This is a genomic window from Halomonas sp. Cn5-12 (assembly GCF_021532545.1).
Classification (GTDB): Bacteria; Pseudomonadota; Gammaproteobacteria; order Pseudomonadales; family Halomonadaceae; genus Vreelandella; species Vreelandella aquamarina.
In genome coordinates this window covers 14668-35529 of record NZ_JAKGAY010000019.1, presented here as the reverse complement: position 1 = coordinate 35529, position 20862 = coordinate 14668, and the positions used below count along the sequence as shown (strand labels likewise).

23 protein-coding genes are annotated in these 20862 nt (G+C 59.0%); 5 read left to right on the top strand and 18 right to left on the bottom strand.

Features of this window, described 5'->3' with window-relative positions; translation table 11 throughout:
- The first annotated feature begins 14 nt into the window (after nucleotides 1-14).
- The 3 genes from L1249_RS11505 to aroE all read left to right on the top strand — a co-directional run bounded on the left by L1249_RS11505 (nucleotide 15) and on the right by aroE (nucleotide 2445).
- On the top strand, nucleotides 15-572 hold the full coding sequence (locus L1249_RS11505) for an L-threonylcarbamoyladenylate synthase (protein ID WP_044628939.1): 558 nt from the start codon (nucleotides 15-17) through the stop codon (nucleotides 570-572).
- Between the two features lie 112 nt (nucleotides 573-684).
- On the top strand, nucleotides 685-1617 hold the full coding sequence (hemF, locus tag L1249_RS11500) for an oxygen-dependent coproporphyrinogen oxidase (protein ID WP_137093005.1): 933 nt from the start codon (nucleotides 685-687) through the stop codon (nucleotides 1615-1617).
- Between the two features lie 9 nt (nucleotides 1618-1626).
- Nucleotides 1627-2445, top strand: a complete 819-nt coding sequence (aroE, locus tag L1249_RS11495) for a shikimate dehydrogenase (RefSeq protein ID WP_044628937.1) — start codon at nucleotides 1627-1629, stop codon at nucleotides 2443-2445.
- 65 nt (nucleotides 2446-2510) lie between these two features.
- Here the strand turns inward: aroE and L1249_RS11490 are convergent, their stop codons facing one another.
- Nucleotides 2511-2768, bottom strand: coding sequence for a hypothetical protein (locus L1249_RS11490; RefSeq protein WP_058579636.1), 258 nt, complete (start codon nucleotides 2766-2768; stop codon nucleotides 2511-2513).
- A gap of 26 nt (nucleotides 2769-2794) precedes the next feature.
- Entirely contained in the window at nucleotides 2795-3598 is an 804-nt protein-coding gene (locus L1249_RS11485) for a M48 family metallopeptidase (protein ID WP_137093007.1), read from the bottom strand.
- A gap of 97 nt (nucleotides 3599-3695) precedes the next feature.
- Between L1249_RS11485 and L1249_RS11480 the strand changes: the two genes are divergently transcribed.
- Entirely contained in the window at nucleotides 3696-4568 is an 873-nt protein-coding gene (locus L1249_RS11480; RefSeq protein WP_137093011.1) for an ATP-binding protein, read from the top strand.
- Nucleotides 4569-4583: 15 nt separating this feature from the next.
- On the opposite strand, the gene L1249_RS11475 is transcribed toward L1249_RS11480, so the two are convergent.
- From L1249_RS11475 to trmJ, 15 genes are all read right to left on the bottom strand, one after another.
- Nucleotides 4584-5198 (bottom strand): hypothetical protein, encoded by a 615-nt coding sequence (locus tag L1249_RS11475; protein ID WP_044628933.1) that lies wholly within the window; start codon nucleotides 5196-5198, stop codon nucleotides 4584-4586.
- Nucleotides 5199-5369: 171 nt separating this feature from the next.
- Nucleotides 5370-6773: a ribosome biogenesis GTPase Der gene (gene der / locus L1249_RS11470; RefSeq protein WP_054644943.1), complete on the bottom strand. Its 1404-nt coding sequence runs from the start codon at nucleotides 6771-6773 to the stop codon at nucleotides 5370-5372.
- Nucleotides 6770-7951, bottom strand: coding sequence for an outer membrane protein assembly factor BamB (bamB, locus tag L1249_RS11465; protein ID WP_228168636.1), 1182 nt, complete (start codon nucleotides 7949-7951; stop codon nucleotides 6770-6772). Before bamB ends, der begins: the two co-directional genes overlap by 4 nt.
- Nucleotides 7951-8610 carry a YfgM family protein gene (locus tag L1249_RS11460; RefSeq protein WP_228168637.1) on the bottom strand — a complete coding sequence of 220 codons (660 nt, stop codon included), beginning with the start codon at nucleotides 8608-8610 and terminating at the stop codon, nucleotides 7951-7953. The genes bamB and L1249_RS11460 overlap by 1 nt, the downstream gene beginning before the upstream one ends.
- Before the next feature lie 83 nt (nucleotides 8611-8693).
- Nucleotides 8694-10001 (bottom strand): histidine--tRNA ligase, encoded by a 1308-nt coding sequence (gene hisS / locus L1249_RS11455; protein WP_228168638.1) that lies wholly within the window; start codon nucleotides 9999-10001, stop codon nucleotides 8694-8696.
- 68 nt (nucleotides 10002-10069) lie between these two features.
- The gene (gene ispG, locus L1249_RS11450) at nucleotides 10070-11185 is read right to left on the bottom strand and encodes a flavodoxin-dependent (E)-4-hydroxy-3-methylbut-2-enyl-diphosphate synthase (protein ID WP_062359902.1); all 1116 of its coding nucleotides are present in this window, start codon (nucleotides 11183-11185) and stop codon (nucleotides 10070-10072) included.
- An 8-nt stretch (nucleotides 11186-11193) separates the two neighbouring features.
- Nucleotides 11194-12180 carry a RodZ domain-containing protein gene (locus tag L1249_RS11445; RefSeq protein ID WP_228168639.1) on the bottom strand — a complete coding sequence of 329 codons (987 nt, stop codon included), beginning with the start codon at nucleotides 12178-12180 and terminating at the stop codon, nucleotides 11194-11196.
- Between the two features lie 40 nt (nucleotides 12181-12220).
- Nucleotides 12221-12955, bottom strand: coding sequence for a type IV pilus biogenesis/stability protein PilW (pilW, locus tag L1249_RS11440; protein WP_044628926.1), 735 nt, complete (start codon nucleotides 12953-12955; stop codon nucleotides 12221-12223).
- Nucleotides 12956-13073: 118 nt separating this feature from the next.
- Nucleotides 13074-14258: a 23S rRNA (adenine(2503)-C(2))-methyltransferase RlmN gene (gene rlmN / locus L1249_RS11435; RefSeq protein WP_044628925.1), complete on the bottom strand. Its 1185-nt coding sequence runs from the start codon at nucleotides 14256-14258 to the stop codon at nucleotides 13074-13076.
- An 82-nt stretch (nucleotides 14259-14340) separates the two neighbouring features.
- Complete coding sequence (gene ndk, locus L1249_RS11430; RefSeq protein ID WP_044628924.1) at nucleotides 14341-14766, bottom strand: nucleoside-diphosphate kinase; 426 nt, start codon at nucleotides 14764-14766, stop codon at nucleotides 14341-14343.
- Nucleotides 14767-14944: 178 nt separating this feature from the next.
- Nucleotides 14945-15271: a HesB/IscA family protein gene (locus L1249_RS11425; protein WP_058579867.1), complete on the bottom strand. Its 327-nt coding sequence runs from the start codon at nucleotides 15269-15271 to the stop codon at nucleotides 14945-14947.
- A 54-nt stretch (nucleotides 15272-15325) separates the two neighbouring features.
- A complete protein-coding gene (locus tag L1249_RS11420) occupies nucleotides 15326-16501 on the bottom strand; it encodes an aminotransferase class V-fold PLP-dependent enzyme (protein WP_371827817.1) in 1176 nt (391 codons plus the stop codon).
- A 25-nt stretch (nucleotides 16502-16526) separates the two neighbouring features.
- Nucleotides 16527-16994 (bottom strand): Fe-S cluster assembly transcription factor, encoded by a 468-nt coding sequence (locus tag L1249_RS11415; protein WP_044628921.1) that lies wholly within the window; start codon nucleotides 16992-16994, stop codon nucleotides 16527-16529.
- Between the two features lie 79 nt (nucleotides 16995-17073).
- Entirely contained in the window at nucleotides 17074-17937 is an 864-nt protein-coding gene (cysE, locus tag L1249_RS11410) for a serine O-acetyltransferase (RefSeq protein WP_062359893.1), read from the bottom strand.
- A 163-nt stretch (nucleotides 17938-18100) separates the two neighbouring features.
- A complete protein-coding gene (gene trmJ / locus L1249_RS11405) occupies nucleotides 18101-18880 on the bottom strand; it encodes a tRNA (cytosine(32)/uridine(32)-2'-O)-methyltransferase TrmJ (protein ID WP_054641571.1) in 780 nt (259 codons plus the stop codon).
- Between the two features lie 140 nt (nucleotides 18881-19020).
- Between trmJ and L1249_RS11400 the strand changes: the two genes are divergently transcribed.
- A complete protein-coding gene (locus L1249_RS11400; RefSeq protein ID WP_074211024.1) occupies nucleotides 19021-19815 on the top strand; it encodes an inositol monophosphatase family protein in 795 nt (264 codons plus the stop codon).
- An 83-nt stretch (nucleotides 19816-19898) separates the two neighbouring features.
- Here L1249_RS11400 and secF read toward each other — a convergent pair whose 3' ends face one another.
- Complete coding sequence (secF, locus tag L1249_RS11395; RefSeq protein WP_062359889.1) at nucleotides 19899-20825, bottom strand: protein translocase subunit SecF; 927 nt, start codon at nucleotides 20823-20825, stop codon at nucleotides 19899-19901.
- Nucleotides 20826-20862 lie beyond the last annotated feature (37 nt).

Here is a 20862-nt window from a genome sequence, read left to right as displayed (position 1 = left end):
TATCAGGAGCGTCTATGAAACCGGCGGTTGACGTGAAGGCGGCGGTGAGCGCGCTGCGTAAAGGCGGTGTGATTGCCTGCCCCACCGAAGCGGTATGGGGGTTAAGCTGTGACCCCGATAACGACGAAGCGCTGGCGCATCTCATGCGTATGAAGGAGCGCGATCCGGCCAAGGGCGTGATTTTGGTGGCGGCGAGTATCGCGCAATTTCAGCCCTGGTTGAACCAGTTGCCGTTGGAACTCCATGCGCCGTTGGCGGCCAGTTGGCCAGGCCCGAATACTTGGCTGGTGCCGGACAATGGTCGCAGCCACGGCTTGGTGCGTGGTGCCCACCAAAGCGTCGCCCTGCGGGTGACCGACCATCCGCTGATGAAAGCACTGTGCGAAGCCTTTGGCGGGCCGCTCGTCTCCACTTCCGCTAACCGTGCAGGCGATCCGCCCGCTATGAGCGCGGAAGAAGTCGCCACGATCTTTGGCGATGACGTAGCCGCTATCGTGGCGGGCGAATTGGGCGGCAATGCCAAACCCAGTACCATCCGCGATTTAGTGACCGGCAAAGTGATGCGTGACTAGCCGCTCGGCTTCGTCACACTGTCAGCGATTCACGATTCACGATTCACGATTCACGATTCACGATTCACGATTCACGATTCACGATTCACGATTCACCTCACCAGGAGTTACCGTGGCCCACGAGCACCTAGACGACGTTAAAGCGTACCTTCTCGACCTTCAGGAGCGCCTCTGTGAAGGGCTTGCTGCCGCCGATGGGCGGGCCGCGTTCAAAGAGGATAGCTGGCAGCGCGAAGAGGGCGGCGGAGGCCGCTCGCGGGTGATGGAGTCGGGCGCTATTTTCGAAAAAGGCGGCGTCAATTTTTCCCATGTCCACGGTGCGCAGCTGCCGCCGTCTGCGACTGCTGCCCGGCCCGAGCTAGCCGGGCGCAGCTTCCACGCGGTGGGAGTCTCCTGGGTGATGCATCCTGAAAACCCCAATGTGCCGACAAGCCACGGCAACGTTCGCTTCTTTATTGCCGAAAAAGAGGGCGAGCCGCCGGTGTGGTGGTTTGGTGGCGGTTTTGACCTAACCCCCTACTATCCGGTGTTTGAAGATGTGGTGCACTGGCACCAAGTGGCCCGCGAGGCCTGCGCGCCCTTTGGTGAGGGCGTTTACGAGCGCTACAAAGCGTGGTGCGACGACTACTTCTATCTGAAGCACCGCGAGGAGACCCGCGGCGTCGGCGGGCTATTTTTTGATGACCTGAACGAAGGCGGCTTTGAAGAGTGTTTTGCGTTTCAGCGCGCGGTGGGTGATAGCTTTCTGGATGCTTACCTTCCCATTGTCGAGCGCCGCAAGCAGGACGCGTGGGGCGAACGCGAGCGTGATTTCCAGCTTTACCGCCGCGGCCGCTACGTGGAGTTCAATCTGGTGTGGGACCGGGGTACGCTGTTTGGCCTGCAAAGCGGCGGGCGCACGGAGTCCATTCTGATGTCCATGCCGCCGCTGGCCCGTTGGGAGTACGCTTTCACTCCCGAGCCGGGCAGCCGTGAAGCGCAACTGCACGACTATTTGGTGCCACGCGATTGGCTGGCCGAGGCCACCCAGCAGAACAACGCCTAAGGAGCTTCGATGACTGACCGCTACTGTGTGTTTGGTAACCCAATCAAACACTCTAAATCGCCGCTGATCCACGGTGAGTTTGCCAGCCAGACTCATCAGGCCATGAGTTACACCGCCGAGCTGGCGCCGGTAGAGGGGTTTGCCGACGCATGGCGGGCGTTTATCGCCGATGGTGGCCGTGGTGCCAACGTGACCGTTCCCTTCAAAGGCGATGCCTTTGCGCTTTGCGATACCCTGAGCCACCGCGCCAAGCGCGCGCAGGCGGTGAATACGCTGATTGTGGGCGGTAACGGGCGTACCTATGGCGATACCACCGACGGTATCGGGTTAGTGCGGGATTTGGCCTATCACCGCGTCCCTCTGGCGGGTAAGCGTGTGCTGGTCATCGGCGCAGGCGGCGCGGTGCGTGGCGTATTGGAACCGCTGCTGGCGGAGCAGCCCAGTGAGGTCGTTATCGTCAACCGCACGGCAGAGAAAGCCGAGCAGTTGGCCCAAGCGTTTGCCGACTTGGGCAATATCCAGGGCGGCGGTTTAGCATCCATCGACGGGCAGTTTGATCTGGTGATTAACGGTACCAGTGCCAGCCTATCAGGCGAGCTGCCGCCGCTGCCGGAGACGCTGTTTGCCAAAGGTGCCTGGGCCTACGATATGATGTACGGTTCAGAGCCGACGGTGTTTCTACAGTGGGCGGGGCCGCGAGGCGCCAAGCTGCTGGATGGTTTGGGAATGCTGGTCGAGCAAGCCGCCGAGTCGTTTTTTCTATGGCGCAACGTGCGGCCTGAAACGGCCAGCGTGCGCACGCTGCTGCGGCAATCGCTCAACTATTAGCCGGTAGGGAATAGGAGATAGTTGAGGCAATGGGGGCGAACGCCCCCATTCAGGTTGTGCTTGGGCTAACGCGGTTTGGTATAAAACCCCACCATACACATCACCAGCCCCACCACGGATAACAGCATGCCGCCATTCACCAGCAGCGGCGAGCGCTGCAGCCACGACACAAAAGGTTGTGGCGTATCGTAGCAAGCTCCTTCCAGATAGTTCCAGTAGCCGCCCTCAAGCTGGCAGGCGCGAACGTCGCCCAGCTCCCAGAAATAGACGCTCAGCAGCACCAGAATCGGCAGTACCAGCAGCAGTAAACCCAGTCGGATCATCTAAACCTCAATGTCAGGAGCGTATATCAGGGGCGCGGGCAGTTGGGCGTACGACCATTGCTGCGGGCTTGCTCATAGAGGGCCACGGCTTGATCCATATTCGCTTGCAGGCCTTGAATCCGCTGGCCTTGACCAGGGTGGGTAGACATCCACTCGGGGGGCGCGCCGCCACCTGTGGCTGCCTGCATATTCTCCCACAGAGTGACGCTTTCACGTGGGTTGAAGCCTGCTTGGGCCATGAGGTCTAGGCCAATCACATCGGCCTCGCTCTCATGGGCGCGGGAGAATGGTAGTACGATGCCGTACTGAGCGCCCATGCCGAGTACCCCCATCAGCTGCTGGCCACCGGCGGACTGCATGCCGGAGGTGCTGGAGAGTACCGATAGGCCTAATGACGTGGCGCTCTCGGTTGAGGCGCGCTCATTGGCGTGGTTGGCCAGCACGTGACCAATCTCATGACCAATCACAGAGGCTAATTGGTCCTGGGTTGTGGCAATATCCAGCATGCCCGTGTTCACACCCATGTAGCCGCCAGGAAGTGCAAAGGCGTTGGGCTGCTCGGATTCAAACACCCGGATTTGCCAGTCTAACTGCTGCTGATCGGCAGGCAGTTCTGCCACAATGGCATCCGCAATACACTGCACATAGCGCTGGCTTGCCTGGCTCGCAGTGGGCAGCTCCTGCTGGTACTGGGTGAACGCCTGACGGCCCATCTCGTTTAGCTCGCTATCAGAGAGCAGCAATAGCTGCGAGCGACCGGTGGGGGAGGTCGTACAGGCGGCGATTGAGGCGCAGAGCGCCGTAACCGCTAATGGGCGAAGCCAACGCATAGATAGTTTCCTTATAGACGAGTGGGGATCCTTGCACACAAGATAACCACTGGCAGTGGTAAATCAACCCTTATCATAACGCACTCTGAGGATGACGATGGATACTGAATTAAGCCAGCGCCTAGCGCGGTTACTCGATCATGTCGACCACTGGCTGCCGCCAGCGCCCACGCCGGTTGAGTGGGACACCCATGTAGCGGCCATCTGGCAGCGCCACCCACTGGGCGGGCGGTTGGTGCCGGTACCCCCGAGAGACACCATGACGCTGGACGACCTGCTGGGCATTGAGCGCCAAAAGCTGGCGTTGGTCGATAACACCCGGGCATTTTTGCAGGGGCTGCCAGCTAACCATGCGCTGCTCTGGGGCTCACGAGGTAGCGGGAAATCGTCTGTGATACGCGCGCTGCTCAATTCACTAGCCGATGAAGGCCTACGGCTGATTCAGGTCGACCGCCATGACCTGGCAAGCCTGCCGCTGCTGGTGGAACAACTGCGTCATCAGCCGCACCGCTTTGTGGTGTATTGCGACGACCTCTCGTTCGAAGGCAATGACGATGCCTACAAAGCGCTGAAGAGTGTGCTGGATGGCGCGCTGACCGGGCCACCAGATAACGTACTGCTCTATGCCACCTCGAACCGTCGTCACCTGCTGCCGGAGTCGATGGATGACAATAGCGGTTCACGGTTGGTGGGCGAGGAGCTGCACCACGGCGATGCGGTGGAAGAGAAAATCTCGCTGTCAGACCGTTTCGGCCTGTGGTTAGGCTTTCATCCGTTTAGCCAAGCCACCTATCTTGAAGTGTGCGAACACTGGGTGAGTCGTATTGGTGGACAGCAAGAGTGGGATGAGGCCGCCCGTGCGGAGGCGGTACGTTTTGCCACGCTACGCGGTGGGCGCAGCGGCCGGACAGCGTGGCAGTTTGCGGCCCACTACGTAGGCCGCAAACGCCTTCATGAGCGCGGTGAGTAGCGCGCTTGGCAAGACTTAGCGTTGGGGGATGAGCTGCCCGTCGGCGCCCACGTTCAAGCGAATGGTCGGGGTGAGCAGGCCAGCGGGCAGTGTCATGCCCAGGCCGCGCAAATCCCCTGGGGTAATGGCCAGTTCACTGCCTGCAGGCAGCTCCCCTTGGCTGGCGAGTTGGCTGGCCAGCTCTAGCATTGGCGTCATTTGCTGGTGGTCTGCAGCTAGAACATCAAAGGCCACCGGCAGGCGGAGATTGGCGTCTTCCCCAGACGTGAGGGTAACGTTCTGCCCATAATTGCCTTGCACTGGGTCTACGCCAGGCATGTCCAGCGTCCAGCGAAAGCCAGACATCTCCACCGGAGGCATGCCAGCGGGCAGGCCAAGCCCCATCGCCAAGGTGGCTTGCACCGGCAAGCTGCCAGCACCCAGGCTAGAGGCCAGCAAGCTCGATAGATCGCTGGTGTCCAATCCAGCATTGACGCTGTAAGGGCCAATGCGTACGTCCTCAATCCCCAGCGATGTGACCGCCAGACGAAACGCAAACAACCCTGTTTGAGGCAACGCCAAGCAGCCGGTTAGCAGGCTCGCCAGCAGCAGTAAAACCAAGCCGCGTCCGCGACGAAAAGCGTAGTGCATGTACGTCCCTCCTAAGAAGGGCAAGTGTTGATAAGAAAGGATCGGTCGAGCAGGTGACGAAAAGCGTCGCTATTTGAGGGCGGGAGGGGGGCTCTGTCAAGTAGATTCGGTGGTAGTGCCAACAAAAACGCCCGCTGCGTATACAACGGGCGGGGAAGCAAAGTGCCGCGCTTAACGGCGGCTTTTGCGCGCCTCTTTGGTACGGTTAAGCTCGCGCTTTTTGGCTTTCTCTTTATCGCTGGCGCCCGCCATGTTATCGAACGGGTTGTTGCCCGACCGGAACTCAAAGCGCATCGGCGTGCCGCGCACCTTCAACACTTTACGGAAGGTATTGGTCAGGTAGCGACGATAAGCCTCAGGCAGCGATGCTGTCTGGTTGCCATGCACCACAATAATCGGCGGGTTGCTGCCACCCTGGTGAGCCATACGCAGCTTGATGCGGCGGCCGTTGACCATGGGGGGCGGATGCTGGCTTACCGCATCCTGCAGCAGCGTGGTGAGACGGTTGGTCGACCAGTGCGCGTTGGCGGCGTTAAACGCCCGCTCAATGGAGGGGTACAAGTCGCCCACTGCGGTGCCATGCAGCGCGGAAATAAAGTGCAGCTCGGCGTAGTCGGCAAAGCCCAGACGGCGCTTGATGTCGGCGCGCATCTTCTCTTTGGCTTCGCTCTCCAGCCCGTCCCACTTGTTGACCGCCAGTACCAACGCACGCCCTGTGGTGAGCACGTAGTCCAGCAGGTGCAGGTCCTGCTCAACCAAGCCGCTGCGGGCGTCCAATACCATGACGGCCACGTGGCTCTCTTTGATCGCATCCAGCGTTTTGATGATCGAGAACTTTTCGGCGATTTCACGCACGTTCTTACGCCGCCGAATGCCGGCGGTGTCGATCAGCACGTACGGCTTGCCGTTGCGCTCGAAAGGGATTTCGATAGCGTCGCGGGTGGTGCCCGCTTCATCGAATACTACCACGCGCTCTTCACCGAGCAGGCGGTTGACCAGCGTAGATTTACCCACGTTCGGGCGGCCAATCACGCCAATGCGAATGCCTTTGCTGCCTGTATCGGCAGGAATGCTGGCATCCCGTTCGGGGAAGGGTTCAAGCACCGTATCAATCAGCAGCGATACGTTGCGGCCATGAGCGGCGGCAATCGGCCACGGGTCACCCAGGCCCAGTTTCCAGAAATCGGCCATGGCCGAGTGCTCTTCCAGGCCGTCGGTCTTGTTGACCACCAGCCAGGTCTTTTTCTGGTTGACGCGCAGGTGGTTGGCAATCGCTTCGTCGGCGACGTTCAACCCGGCGCGGGCATCGACCAGGAACAGCACGATATCGGCTTCGTCGATGGCCGCGAGGGACTGCTCGGCCATCGCGGCATCGATGCCTTCTTCGTCACCGCTGATACCGCCGGTATCGATGACGGTGTACGCCTTTCCACCCAGCATGCCGTTACCGTATTTACGGTCACGGGTCAGGCCAGGAAAGTCTGCCACCAGCGCATCGCGCGAGCGGGTCAGACGGTTAAACAGCGTCGATTTGCCCACATTGGGGCGACCGACTAATGCAATGACGGGTGTCATGGAGTTACTTCCAGGGTTTCCAGGCGACCATTGTTGGCCTGGACATGAATGGTGCTGCCTTCAGTCACCGGGCGCACGCTAATACCCGAATCATCGATACGGGTGCGGCCGACCAGGTTGCCTTCGCGGGCGTCGATGAGGTGGACATAACCCTCAAAATCACCCACGACGATGCGGCCATCGGCAAAGGCGGGGGCGGTGAGCCAGCGATCTTCCAGGTCATCGTTACGCCAGATCTCTTGGCCGCTGTTGGCGTCCAAGGCAACGATGTGGCTGTCGTCGCTGACCACAAATAAGAAGTCGCCCACCAGAATCGGCGTGTGGCGGCTGGAGAGGTTGGTTTCCCACAGCACACCGCCACGGGTCGCTTCCAGCGCAACCACACGGCCGTTGTAGCTAGTCACGAACAGGAGGCCATCGGGGCTAAGTACTGGCTGGCCAGACAGGTCCACTAGGCGCTCAACGTCGCTACGGCCACGTGGTGTGGCAATCTGCATTTCCCAAAGGGGCTGGCCGCTGCGGTTGTCCAGCGTCGCCAGGCGTCCGTTGGCCGTACCCACGAAGGTGACCGGGTCGATGACCATTGGCGTTCCGGTGCCGCGCAGCGTTAAAGCAGGCTGAGAGCTGGTGTAGACCCAGCGCTCTTCGCCGCTGGCGCGGTCCAGAGCGGTAATTTGGCCGTCCACGCTCTGAACCAGCAGTAGCTGCTGGTTGGCTTGCGGAGCTGCCAGTACTTCGCTGGTGACCCGCGAACGCCAAGTAACGCTACCGTCGTGCTGGTCGAGGGCGATCACTTCACCGTTACGGGTGCCGAGATAAACTTGGCCGGCAATGGCGTTGAGTGCACTGGAGATGGGAGTATCCAGCTCGACTTGCCACTCACGCTCACCGCTCTGGGCATTGAAGGCGGCTACCAGGCCGTTGGCATCGGCGGCAAACACGGTATTACCCTCGCGTGCCGGTGCAATCGGGTAGCGGGCACGGCCAAAACCGTCGCCAACGCTGCGCCGCCACTGGCTATCCAGTGATGAGGTTTCATTGAAGCTACGCAGCTCTTTGGGGGTGTAGGCAGGCTCACCCTTGCTGGCGCAACCCGCCAGCAAGGCCAGCGCAACGGCACCCAGCGTGGCACGCATCAGCGAAGTGGAAAAACGTGGTTTTAACAGGCTGTTGGTCATCACTGATTCGCCTCCTCGGCGCCGATATCGTCGAGCTTGAACTGCACGCCATAAAGCGGCTGGTTCTGCGTTTGGGCAATCTCCAGCGCGGCTTGCCATGCTTCGCGAGCCTGCTCGGGCTGGTTCTGAGCCAGGAAAGCATCGCCTCGCACGTTGGCTTGTTGAGCGGCCAGCGCATCGGAAATAGGCTGATCAAGAAGCGCTAGCGCGGCTTCCGGGTTACCTTCAGCCACTTCAATGCGTGCCAAGCGCAGCCATGCCAGGCTTTGCACATAGCGGCGTGAGGAGTTGCTGGCCACGTCCTGCAGTGCCTGCTTGGCCGCGGCCAGATCGCCTTCCTGCACGGCCAGGCGGGCCTCCAGCAGCTGTGCCAGTTCGGCATACAGGGTGTTGCCGTAGTCGTCGGTGAGCTCATCAATCAGCGTTTGTGCCGCGCTTAACTGATCCCCTTCCAAGGTGGTGCCAGCGGTCATGTTGATGAGCTGCTGGTATCGGGCAGAAGCTGCCTCTGACTTACCCTCTTGGTAGTTCTGCCATGCGTTCCAACCAAAGACGCCCGCCGCAGCGAGAACGGCACCGGCAATGAGCGAGGTCCCGTTCTCTTTCCACCAGCGTTTGACGACTTCTAGCTGCTCTTCTTCGCTTCTCAGATCCGCCACGGGCGGCCTCCTGTTTCATGGGTCAGCCGCTTTTGCGGCTAACGAGTGTTCATCCGCCCCAGGCATCGCTGGGGGCAGTTACGTTAATGAGACGGTAGGTTAGGCAGTAACTCGCGAAGCGTCTCGGCCAACGCTGCCTGGGCCACCTGCTGCTGCTCGCGGTCATCGCGCAGAAACTTCAGTGTGGCGGTTTGGTTGGCGAGCTCATCCTCACCCAGCAGAATTGCCACCGGCGCGGCGCTCTTATCCGCCTTCTTCATCCGGCTTTTGAAGCTTCCGCCGCCGCAGTGTAGCTGTAAGCGTAGAGATGGCAGCGCGCTTCGCAGCTGCTCTGCTAGCATGAGTGCAGCAACAGTGGCGCTGTCATCCATGGGCACCAGATAGACATCGCATCCGCCCATGGCATCCGCTGGTACCAAATTCAGAGTTTCCAGCAGCAGTACTAAGCGCTCAATACCCATGGCAAAGCCCACCGCGGGCGTGGGCTTACCACCGAGCTGCTCGACCAGACCATCGTAGCGGCCACCGGCACAGACGGTGCCCTGGCTGCCCAGCGCAGTGGTGGTCCACTCGAACACCGTGCGGCAGTAGTAGTCCAGGCCGCGCACCAAGCGCGGGTTGACTACGTACGGAATGCCGGCGGCATCCAGCATCGCTTTGAGCTGCTCGAAATGCGCGCGGGACTCATCGTCCAGATGATCCATCAACTGCGGGGCCGCGTTGAGCATCTCGGCCATATCCGGGTTTTTGGAGTCCAGAATGCGCAGCGGATTGCTGGTTAAGCGTCGTTTGGAGTCTTCATCGAGAACGTCTTGGTGCTGCTCAAAGTAGGCCACCAGTTTGTCTCGGTAGGCCGCCCGTGCTTCAGCGGAACCCAGGGAGTTCAGCTCCAGGGTGACGTGCTCCATCAAGCCAAGCTCTTGCCATAGCCGTGCCGAGAGCAGTATGACTTCGGCATCAATGTCCGGGCCATCAAAGCCGTAGGTTTCCACGCCCACTTGGTGAAACTGACGGTAACGCCCTTTCTGAGGCCGTTCGTGGCGGAACATCGGCCCTTGGTACCAAAGCCGCTGGGTTTGGTTATGCAGCAAGCCGTGTTCCATTGCCGCCCGCACGCAGCTGGCGGTGCCTTCAGGGCGCAGCGTCAGGCTGTCACCGTTGCGGTCGTCGAAGGTGTACATCTCTTTCTCGACGATATCGGTGACTTCGCCAATCGAGCGGGCAAACAGCGCCGTCTGTTCCACGATCGGCGTACGAATTTCATCGAAGCCGTAGCGGTGCATCAATTGGCGTACTTTGCCCTCAAAAAATTGCCAGCGAGGGCTGTCGCTGGGCAATAGGTCGTTCATTCCACGGATGGCTTGAATCTTTTTAGCGGCGGACTTGCTCAATGAAAACTCCTTGTCTGGGCGGCAGCGCGAGGCGCAAGGCGTGCCGCCTGTTGCAGGCAACGCAGGTGTCAAATGCTGCGTGCAATCATGTTCTCTTGCTGCTGCTCTTTCTGGCGTACCTTGTCGCGGATCAGCTTTTCCAGGTCATCTACCAGATGATCGTTGCGCAGCTTACTCGCCGGTTTGCCATCGATGTAGACCAAGTTGGCGGGTGAGCCGCCGGTTAGGCCGATATCGGTCTCTTTAGCTTCGCCGGGGCCGTTGACCACACAGCCAATCACCGAGACATCCAGCGGCGTCATCACATCTTCCAGGCGCTCTTCAAGCTGGTTCATGGTGCTGATGACGTCAAAGTTCTGTCGCGAGCAGCTGGGGCAGGCGATGAAGTTAATGCCCTTGGCGCGCAGCTTCAGGCTCTTGAGCATATCGAACCCGACCTTGATCTCTTCCACCGGGTCGGCAGCCAGCGAGACGCGGATGGTGTCGCCGATACCATCCATCAACAGCATGCCTAGGCCAATAGAGGACTTCACGGTGCCCGAACGCAAGCCGCCTGCTTCGGTGATACCCAGGTGCAGCGGCTGCTCGATGCGGGTGGCAAGGTCGCGATAAGCGGCCACCGCCATAAACACATCAGACGCTTTCACGCTGACTTTAAACTCCTGGAAATCGAGGCGGTCCAGGTGGTCAATATGGCGCATGGCAGACTCAACCAGCGCGGCGGGCGTAGGCTCGCCGTACTTCTTTTGCAGATCTTTTTCCAGCGACCCGGCGTTCACCCCGATACGGATTGGAATGCCGTAATCGCGGGCGGCGCTTACCACAGCGCGTACGCGATCTTCCCGGCCAATATTGCCGGGATTGATGCGCAGACAGTCAACGCCTAGCTCAGCGACGCGCAGGGCGATTTTGTAATCGAAATGAATGTCGGCAACGAGGGGGATGGCTACGCGCTGCTTGATTTTGCCGAAGGCTTCAGCGGCGTCCATATCCGGCACAGAGACGCGTACGATATCTGCTCCGGCTTTTTCCAACTGCTGGATCTGGCCGACGGTGGCGTCCACATCCAGGGTATTGGTGTTGGTCATGCTCTGTACGGAAATCGGCGCATCGCCGCCCACGGCCACATTGCCAACATGAATTTGGCGTGACAGACGGCGTTTAATCGGAGAAGGGGCGTGCATAAGACGAGTCACTCTCCCAGGGTAAAGCGGGCAACGTTATTGGTACCGGCGCGCTCGGCAAGGTTGACGAGCTCACCTTGGTAGCGCAGTTCTACACCGGTGGCGTTGCCGACGGTTAAACGAAAAGGCGGTTCGCCCTCAACGCTCGCGGTGGTGCCGGGGGTTTGTAGACCGACAAACACACGCTGGTTGTTGGCATCGAAAATCTCTGTCCAGGACTGCTCGTTAAACGTCAGCTCCAGCAAGTTGGGGTTAGCAGCGGGGGCGGCATTGGCCACCTCTTCAGCAGGCGCCTCAGCTACATCGGTCGCTGCGTCGGCGTCAACCGCCGGGGCCGCAGGTTCGTCGCTAGCGGCAGCGGTTGGCTCATCGTTGTCAGCAGCGGGCGCACTGCTATCGCTAATATCGCTGTCGGCGGGCTCGCCGCTGACCACATCGTTAGTCAACTCCTCCGTTGCGGCGGGCTCATCAGGTGTGACCACCGGAGTAGGCTCTGGAGCTGGCTCGGGTTCGCTGATGAACGCTTCGTTCTCTTCCATAGCGGGTGAGGCGCCGATGCTCGGCGGCTCGCTGCCACCTCTGCTTTGCCACCAAGCAACCGTCACGGCAATCAGCCCGGCAATCACCAGCAGAGTGACTAACTTAAAGAGCCATGCGCCTACTTTGGATGGCGGCTTAGTCACGGTAACCGGGGCCACCTTGCGTTCGGCATCACGGGTGCCGTGGCGAACCTGGTAAGCTTCAAGCACCACACGTTCGTCCATGCCTAAATATTTGGCATAGGCGCGCAAGTAGCCGCGACGATACGCAGCGACGGGAATCTCTTCGTAATTATCGCGCTCTAGGCCATCCACCACAGCAGGGCGCAGGTTCAGTGCTCGGGCGGCATCCGTCAGCGGGACGCCCAGCGATTCGCGTTGACGAGAAAGCAACTCACCGGGGGTTGCTGTGCTGTGGGCCGTAGTAACACTATCTTGTAACTGTGTGTCGCTCATAGCTGAGCATCCTTCAATAATGTGGTGATCAGGGCGGCAATCAGTTGTTTAGCAAGCGCTGGTAGTCGGCAGCCGCGGCGTCGTCACCGCGGGCGAGGGCGACATCAATCGCCAGTTCCAGTGCCGCTGGGTCTGGGCCGGCTAACTGCAGATAGTTCTGCAGCGGTGCCCAGGCCTGATCATAATTGCCCTGTGAAACTTCCAGTTCGGCTAACATTAAATACCCGCGTGGGTTGCGCGGGTCGATACTTTGCGCGCGTTGCAAACGTTCGCGCGCTTTATCAAATTCATCTATTGCCAAATAGCACTGCCCCAGGTTGGTAAATAGCTGGGCACGATTGGCGTACTGGGCATCCTGAGATGCTATTTCTAACTGTTCGCAGGCCTGTGAAAACTGTGCCTGCTGATACAAAAACGCGGCGTAGTTGTTACGCGCGCGAGTAAACGAGGGCGCTGCATTCAACGCCTGCTGGAAGTAGCGGTTGGCTAGATCACTCTCTCCCTGCTGTTGATAGACCAGCGCGAGCGCCTGAAGTGCCTCAGGGTGGCGCGGGTCCAGTTCAAGAGCACGATCAAGGGCATTCAACGCGCGGGGCAGGTTATCACGCTCTAGGTAGGCGACGCCAAGCTGGGTGTAGGCTTCTGCCGCGTCGGGGTTGGCGTCGTCACTGATCCCTTGGCCAGAGGTGGCGCAGCCCGCCAGCAGCAGGCTGCCAGCAAGCACGGACAGCATGGGCATCCTAAAAAGGGTAATGCGCCTGCGGTGACCGATCATCTACGCCCTCTTAAGTCGAAACTATTGAGCCAGTGCTGCAAGGTGGATGCTTTGTAAGCACCCGGCAAAAGCGTGTCCATCAAAGCGCTGTGTCAGGTGGATGTCAAGACAGCAGCGATTAGTCAGCGTCAAGCTGAACGGACTGAATATAGCGTGCGCTACGCTTGGTACGGTCTTTTACGCGGCCCACTAGCTGACCACAGGCGGCATCAATATCGTCGCCACGGGTCATGCGCACGGTAGCGTTGTACTCTAAGTCGTACAGCCACTGTTGAAAGCGCATCACTTGGTTACGCGATGGCTTCTCATAACCTGAATTCGGGAACGGGTTAAACGGAATCAGGTTGATTTTGCACGGCAGTTCTTTAAGCAGCGCGGCGAGCTGCTCAGCGTGCTCTTGCTGATCGTTGACGTCTTTGATCAGCGTGTACTCAATCGTGACCTGACGGTTATCTGGGCACTTGGCCAGATAACGGTGGCAGGCATCCAGCAGCGCACGAATATTGTACTTACGGTTGATCGGTACTAGCTCGTTGCGCAGCTCATCGGTGGAGGCGTGCAGCGAGATAGCAAGGCTCACATCTATCTCATCGCCCAGCTTGTCAATCATCGGTACAACACCCGATGTGGAGAGCGTGACGCGGCGCTTGGAGAGCCCATAACCGTTATCGTCGAGCATCAGCTTCATGGCGGGCACGACGTTATCGAAATTGAGCAGCGGTTCGCCCATACCCATCATGACCACGTTGGTCACCGGGCGATTGGCGGTATCACGGCGCGGGCCAACACTGCGTTGGGCAACCCACACCTGGCCGATAATCTCGGCGGCGGTTAAGTTACGCTGGAAGCCCTGTTTACCGGTAGAGCAGAAGCTACAGTCCAGCGAACAACCCACTTGGGAAGAGACACACAGCGTGCGCCGCTTACCGTTTTCAGCGGGAATCAGCACCGTTTCTACGTAGCTGCCATCCTCAACCTCTAACACCCATTTACGGGTGCCGTCGCTGGAAGTGCCTTCGTAGACAACGCCCGGGCCGCGAATTTCAGCGACTTGGGAGAGCTTGTCGCGCAGCGGTTTCGACAGGTTGGTCATCGCCGTGAAGTCGTCGATGCCTTCCTGGTGAATCCACTTCATTACCTGAGTGGCGCGGAATTTCTTTTCGCCAATTGATAAAAAGAAAGCTTCCATCTGCTCGCGGGAAAGCCCCAGCAGGTTCTGGCGTGCCGGTGCCGCTTGTTGAGCAGTCGCGCTGTCAGGAGTCGTGTTGGGGGCAGGCGTATGTTGAGCTACGGTGGTGGTCATGGCGGTCAGCGTTCAGAAAGAGGCGGGGGCAAAGCCCCCGCGAAAATGGCCGGCAACGAAGGTTGAAACGGCGGCGCTTGGTTTAGCGCGGGCAGATTTCGTCGTTACCGAAGAAGTAGCTAATTTCGCGCTCAGCGCTTTCCGGAGAATCAGAGCCATGGACAGCGTTGGCGTCGATTGTTTCCGCAAAGTCAGCGCGAATGGTGCCCGGAGCGGCTTCTTTCGGGTTGGTAGCACCCATCAGCTCACGGTTTTTAGCGATGGCGCCTTCGCCTTCCAGCACTTGTACCACTACCGGGCCAGAGGTCATGAAGCCAACTAGGTCTTTGAAGAAGGGACGCTCTTTGTGCTCGGCGTAGAAGCCACCAGCCTTCTCTTCGGAGAGGTGCATCATTTTAGCGGCAACGACCTTCAGGCCCGCTTTTTCAAAGCGTGCAATGATCTCGCCAATGGCATTTTTAGCAACGGCATCGGGCTTGATGATGGAAAGAGTACGTTCAGTCGCCATGCAGAAATCTCCTTAAAAGGGATAAAGCAGAAATTGCCGCCCCGGAAAGCCGGGGCGGCGCAGGAAAAAAGTGGTCGGCTAGGGCCGTATGTTGCATCGGCTGCCGAGTGGCCGCGATTATAGCGCCTCCCGGGGGGTATGAATACCGGTGATATACGCAACAGCCACGGCGGATAGCTTAGACTGTGAAGCTTTCACCGCAGCCGCACTGATCTTTTACATTGGGGTTGTTGAAGCGGAAAAAGCGATTCAAGCCTTCGTTGACGTAATCCACTTCGCTGCCGTCTAGCATCTCGACGGCATCAGGAGCCACGTAGACGCTTGCGCCGTGATCTTCGAAACGCACATCGTCATCCTGTGCTTCATCGGCAAAATCAAGCACATAGCTGTAGCCGGAACAGCCGCTGGGTTTAACGGATACCCGCAGGCCTAGACCCTGGCCGCGCTCGTCGAGCACACGCTGAATTTGTTCAGCTGCAGCGGGCGTAATGTTTAGTGTTGCCATGGAGCGTTCTCCTTTAAGAAGTCGTTAGCAGTGCGTCAGGAGAGCGTCAGCCGCCTAACGTGCGGTCGCACGTAAGCCGCTCACCGCGTGGCGCAGTAGGGTTAATGCGTGGTCGATATCGGCCTCTTGGGTAAAGCGCCCAAAGCTAATACGCAGCGATGAGAGCGCGAGCCGACGGGGCGTACCAATGCCCAGTAGTACATAAGACGGGTCAACGCTTGCCGAGTTGCAGGCAGAGCCGGTAGACACGGCCACATCCCGAAGCGCCATCAGCAGTGCCTCGCCATCCACGCCTTCAAACGCCAAGTTCAAGATGTTGGGAACGGCGTTCTCCAGTGGGGAGTTGGGGATGATGCCTTCCAGGTTTGATAAGCCGCTTAGAAAGCGTTCGCGTAGCGCCGCAATATGGGCCTGATCCGCATCCTGCTGCTGTTGCATGACGTTAAACGCTTCACCCATCCCGGCAATCTGATGAGTCGGCAGCGTGCCGGAGCGCATGCCGCGCTCGTGGCCGCCACCATGAATGAGTGCCTCGACGCGAATATCTGGGTGGCGTTTCACATACAGAGCGCCGACCCCTTTAGGCCCGTAGGCTTTGTGGCCTGATAGCGACATCAAATCAATATGCTGAGCGACCACGTCGAGCGGAATACGCCCCACCGCCTGGGCGGCATCGGTGTGGAACGCCGCCCCGAACTCATGGGTGACTTCCGCTAGGGCGGCAATATCATGAATGCTGCCTAGCTCATTATTCACCGCCATTAGCGATACCAGTGCCGTGTCGTCGCGCATGGCGGCACGCAGTTGCTCAGGGGTGATGCGTCCATCGCGCCCTGGGGTTAGCCAGGTGATCTCGAAGCCTTCGCTCTCCAGTGCCTTGGCGGTGTCTACCACCGCTTTATGCTCAATGCTGGAAGTGACAAGGTGCATGCCACGTTCGCGGTTAGCACGCATAAAGCCAATTAGCGCTAGGTTATTGGCTTCGGTGGCGCCGCTGGTCCAGACGATTTCACGCGGATCAGCGCCGATCATATCGGCCACTTGGCGGCGCGCCTGTTCCACCACCTGCTCGGCCTGCCAGCCCAGCATATGGCTGCGGGAAGCGGGGTTGGCGAACAGCTGGTCTACCGTGAGGTAGCGCTGCATCACCTCAGCCACACGACCATCGACCGGCGTCGTGGCGGCATAATCGAGATAAATGGGCAGAGAGGGAGTGGAGGTCATCGTCATAGATTCCAGCGTGCAGTAAATACCTTCAGGGGGAAGACGCGAGGATGCCAGCATCGACCCGCTGTTTTTGCCGGGTAGCGATGCGGATCACATCAGGGCGCTGTATCAACTGCGCCAGCGTAATATCGTCGAGAAAACTGCGAATTTGACCGGATAGCTCGCACCATAAATGGTGCGTTAAACAGGTATCGCCCTGCTGGCAGTCGGATAGCCCCTGGCAGCGGGTCGCGTCGACGGTTTCGTTGACTGCATCAATCACCAGAGAGACGCTGATCTCCTCGGGTGCTTTGGCCAGTAGGTAACCGCCACCCGGCCCGCGCACGCTGCTAACTAGCCCCGCCCGGCGCAGCCTTGCGAAGAGTTGCTCCAGGTAAGAGAGCGAGATCTCCTGTCGCAGGGAGATATCTCCCAGGCTGGTAGGGCCGCTGGGGGCGTTAAGCGCCAAATCCAGCATGGCCGTAACGGCGTAACGGCCTTTTGTCGTCAAGCGCATAGCAGGTACCCCTCGTCGCTGAGCTTTCAGCGCGCTGGCAGCAAATGTTGCGCCATTATGGAAATCCTGAGTGCTTTGGTCAACTATTGCGCGTGGTGCTGCTTTCCGGTGATGGGCTGCTGCGTTCCTGGGCAGTATGACCAAGGCCAGGGCAGCCGGTATCGTTTTCATCCAGAATATCGGCAAAGTCCTCATCTCGCAGAGCCGGTAACTGGCCATCGCGGTAGTTGGCGTCGAGCTTGCGAAGCGTTGAGCACATGCGCTCGATACGCTCGTCCACGGCGTGCATATGATCGAGCATGGCCTGCATCGAGCGCGCCACCGGGTCGGGCATGTCTTGGCTGACGCCATAGGCATCGAAACCAAACTTCTGGCAGATGGCTTCCCGGCGGGCCGGGTCGATATCCAGCGCCTCTTCCATATCCGGGGCGGCGCGTTTGACGATTTTGCCGGGGATGCCGACCACCGTTGCTCCCGCTGGCACCTCTTTTGTAACTACCGCGTTAGAGCCAATTTTGGCACCTGCGCCCACGGTAAACGGCCCCAGTATCTTGGCGCCGGCACCAACAATCACACCATCTTCCAGCGTAGGGTGACGTTTGCCTTTGTTCCAACTGGTGCCGCCTAGCGTCACGCCTTGGTAGAGCGTGACGTTATCGCCCACCTGTGCGGTTTCACCAATCACCACGCCCATGCCATGGTCGATAAAAAAGCGCCGCCCAATGGTTGCGCCTGGGTGGATTTCAATGCCAGTGAGCCAGCGGGAGAAGGTCGATAGCGTTCGTGCTAGCCACTTAAAGTTCTTTTTCCACAGCCAGTGGCCGCAGCGGTGCAGCAACAGGGCGTGCAGGCCGGGATAGTTGGTCAGCACCTCAAGAAAATTACGTGCCGCCGGGTCGCGGTCAAATACGCTATTGATGTCTTCACGCAGGCGTTGAAACATGGGTGATCCTTGGGCGTTAAGGGAGGCAGCAGTAATACAGTATTGGAATATGGTGAGTGCAAAGCGGCAGTCGAAAGACGATGTTGGGGCGCGTTGTTGTAACTTCAAGTTTAGGCCATTGCCGCTTTGCTGGCGCCTCTTGTGATTAGTACGCCGTTATGTGCTACGCGGATGTGTCGGCGTTCTCTTGGTTCACACTACCGGTTCCACTCTTTTTAGCGGATTTTTCAGTCGCCGAGAGGATGCCGCGCAGAATGTTCATCTCCATCTTTTCAGGCCGTGCCCGTAAATAGAGGCGTCGCAGGCGTGCCATGAGCTGGCGCGGCAGGGCAGGGTCGTGAAACTCGATGGCGATTAGCGTGCGCTCTAAGTGCTCGAAGTAGCGCTCAAGCTCTTCGTGGGTTGCTAGCTCGTCATTATCATCGGCAGCAGTTGGGGCATCTGCCTGGCTTAGCCACGCCATGCGACACTCGTAGGCCACCACTTGAACCGCCGCGGCAAGGTTGAGCGAGCTAAAATCAGCGTTGGTCGGAATATGCACATGGGCATGGCAGCGCTGCAGCTCGGCGTTGGTTAAGCCGCTGTCTTCACGGCCAAACACCAGCGCCACACGGGCATTTTCTGGCTGGCATTCGCCGGGTAGGCGCTCGGCAAGTTCCCGAGGCGAGATCATCGGCCAGGGCAGCGTGCGCGAGCGGGCGCTGGCGCCAACAGCTAGCGTGCAATCGGCCACGGCTTCTTCAAGTGTGGCATGCACTGTAGCTTGGTGAAGTAGATGGTCGGCACCTGAGGCGCGAGAAATACTGTCTTGGGTGATCACATCGCAGCGAGGAGCGACCAGGGCTAAATCAGCTAAGCCCATGTTGTGCATGGCGCGTGCCACGCCGCCAATGTTGCCAGGGTGGCTGGTGCCAATTAAAACAATTCGGATGCGCTCAAGCATAGTAGGCCCGGTTCATGTGCGTAAAACGCGCAGTTTAGCATGAGTCGATGGCATGCCCGAGGGGCCTCTGTTAGAATTGCCCGCCAAAAGGCGTATTGCGCCTGAACCGTTCTTTAACATCACTGTGACAAGGCCCGATCATGAATCCGATGGTCCAATTTACGCTGCGCGCCGCGCGTGGCGCTGTTGAACACTTTTTACGCGTTCGCGAACGTATCGAAAACGCCCATGAGGAATTTAACCTCGACCGCTTGCTGGAAGACACGGCGCGTAAAGCCGAGGCGACCATCATTCAACAACTGCAGCGTGGCTACCCTCTGCACGGCTTCTCTGGCCGCTATACGCCCTATAAAGCGGGTGAAGGCGAAGGTGAAAATACCGTATGGAAAATTGAACCGCTGCACGGCTACTCCAACTTGGCGGTAGCAGGTAAGGGCTTTGCACTCTCAGTGGTGTGTCTCGTTAAAGGTCGCCCCGAACACGCGGTGGTGATCTCTCCCTTTGGTGATGACGAATATATCGCCAGTCGCGGCCGCGGCGCTCAGCACAACGACAAGCGCATGCGGGTTAGCAAACCAACCGCTATTCCTGCCACACGCATGGCGATGAGCCTGCCGGAAGCCTGGCTGCGTCCGAGCCATCTGCCTGCTTACTTAACCATTACCCAGCAGCTTGCGCCGCAGGTAGAAACCCTGGTAGCGACCGGCAGCGGCCTGCTGGATATGTGCGAGCTGGCCGCAGGACGTGTAGACAGCGTCTTCGTACTGGGCTTAGAAGAGCAGGATATGCAGGTAGGTACGCTGCTGCTAAAAGAAGCGGGCGCGCTGATGGGCACTCCGGACGGGAAGCCGACCGTGAATGCTGAAAGCCAGCTAATGGCCGCTGGCCCGCGCCTCTACAAAGCGCTGATTAAGCAGCTGGCGCCGCACTTCTAAGAAGAGCGCGTTAGGTGTGAAGATATGAAAAGGCCCTGCCGGTTGATTTCGGCAGGGCCTTTTCGTTGGCTGCTATAACGCGTTTAGGGCAGCTCTTCTTCCTCTTCATCCACTTCTTTCTTGGTGGGAATCAGGTCTTCCCGAGAGAGTTTCAGCGGAATCAACAGGGCACCGGAGATATAGATAGACGAGAACGTACCCACCACGATACCCACCAGCAGGGCAATCGCGAAGTTCTCGATCATATCGCCACCGAGCAGCAGCAGCGCTAGCAGTACCAGCACGGTTGTGCCTGAGGTGGCTAATGTGCGCGACAACGTAGCGTTAATCGCCTCGTTGAAAATCTGCGGCATATCGTCGATACGCGAGGTGCGGATCGTCTCGCGGATGCGGTCATACACGACGATGGTGTCGTTCAGCGAGTAGCCGATGACCGCCAGAATGGCTGCCAGCACCGTTAGGTCGAAGTCGAGCTGGAACAGCGCGAACACGCCTACCACGATGATCACGTCGTGCAGCAGGGCAAGCAGGGCACCAAGGGCGAACTTGTACTGGAAGCGGAAAGCTACGTAAAGCATCACCACGCCCAGCGCGACGAGCAGGCCTAAGCCGCTCTGGTCACGCAGCTGGTCGCCGACCTGGGCGCCCACGAACTCGGCGCGCACTAAGTTGACACTATCGCCATTGGCACGCAGCAGATTGACAACCTCGTTACCCACGTCGCCATCAAACGCTTGCTGCAGGCGAATCAATACTTCTGTTGAAGCGCCAAAGGTTTGTACCGAGACATCTTGGAAACCGCTGTCTTCCAGCAGTTGGCGAATGGCATCCAGTGAAGGTGCCACGCCGTAGCGCACTTCCACCAGGGTGCCGCCGGTAAAGTCCAGGCCCAGGTTGAGCTGCTGAAACAAAATGGCGCCAATAGAGACAATCAGCATCACGGCCGAGACGATAAACGCAAGGTTGCGCCGTCCCATAAAGTCGATGCGCAGTTGTGATAGGGGTTTCATTACCACCTCTTAAATTCTGTGCTGAGCGCGTGTTGAG

Bases quoted from the DNA above. Each gene is read 5' to 3' on its own strand.
- trmJ (WP_054641571.1), bottom strand. From the start codon at position 18,880: ATGCTTGAGCGCATCCGAATTGTTTTAATTGGCACCAGCCACCCTGGC.
- L1249_RS11485 (WP_137093007.1), bottom strand. From the start codon at position 3,598: ATGCGTTGGCTTCGCCCATTAGCGGTTACGGCGCTCTGCGCCTCAATC.
- aroE (WP_044628937.1), top strand. From the start codon at position 1,627: ATGACTGACCGCTACTGTGTGTTTGGTAACCCAATCAAACACTCTAAA.
- L1249_RS11490 (WP_058579636.1), bottom strand. From the start codon at position 2,768: ATGATCCGACTGGGTTTACTGCTGCTGGTACTGCCGATTCTGGTGCTG.
- pilW (WP_044628926.1), bottom strand. From the start codon at position 12,955: ATGATCGGTCACCGCAGGCGCATTACCCTTTTTAGGATGCCCATGCTG.
- bamB (WP_228168636.1), bottom strand. From the start codon at position 7,951: ATGACCAACAGCCTGTTAAAACCACGTTTTTCCACTTCGCTGATGCGT.
- L1249_RS11505 (WP_044628939.1), top strand. From the start codon at position 15: ATGAAACCGGCGGTTGACGTGAAGGCGGCGGTGAGCGCGCTGCGTAAA.
- L1249_RS11480 (WP_137093011.1), top strand. From the start codon at position 3,696: ATGGATACTGAATTAAGCCAGCGCCTAGCGCGGTTACTCGATCATGTC.
- cysE (WP_062359893.1), bottom strand. From the start codon at position 17,937: ATGTTTCAACGCCTGCGTGAAGACATCAATAGCGTATTTGACCGCGAC.
- ndk (WP_044628924.1), bottom strand. From the start codon at position 14,766: ATGGCGACTGAACGTACTCTTTCCATCATCAAGCCCGATGCCGTTGCT.
- rlmN (WP_044628925.1), bottom strand. From the start codon at position 14,258: ATGACCACCACCGTAGCTCAACATACGCCTGCCCCCAACACGACTCCT.
- L1249_RS11475 (WP_044628933.1), bottom strand. From the start codon at position 5,198: ATGCACTACGCTTTTCGTCGCGGACGCGGCTTGGTTTTACTGCTGCTG.
- L1249_RS11420 (WP_371827817.1), bottom strand. From the start codon at position 16,501: ATGACGATGACCTCCACTCCCTCTCTGCCCATTTATCTCGATTATGCC.
- L1249_RS11415 (WP_044628921.1), bottom strand. From the start codon at position 16,994: ATGCGCTTGACGACAAAAGGCCGTTACGCCGTTACGGCCATGCTGGAT.
- ispG (WP_062359902.1), bottom strand. From the start codon at position 11,185: ATGCACGCCCCTTCTCCGATTAAACGCCGTCTGTCACGCCAAATTCAT.
- der (WP_054644943.1), bottom strand. From the start codon at position 6,773: ATGACACCCGTCATTGCATTAGTCGGTCGCCCCAATGTGGGCAAATCG.
- L1249_RS11445 (WP_228168639.1), bottom strand. From the start codon at position 12,180: ATGAGCGACACACAGTTACAAGATAGTGTTACTACGGCCCACAGCACA.
- L1249_RS11400 (WP_074211024.1), top strand. From the start codon at position 19,021: ATGAATCCGATGGTCCAATTTACGCTGCGCGCCGCGCGTGGCGCTGTT.
- secF (WP_062359889.1), bottom strand. From the start codon at position 20,825: ATGAAACCCCTATCACAACTGCGCATCGACTTTATGGGACGGCGCAAC.
- L1249_RS11425 (WP_058579867.1), bottom strand. From the start codon at position 15,271: ATGGCAACACTAAACATTACGCCCGCTGCAGCTGAACAAATTCAGCGT.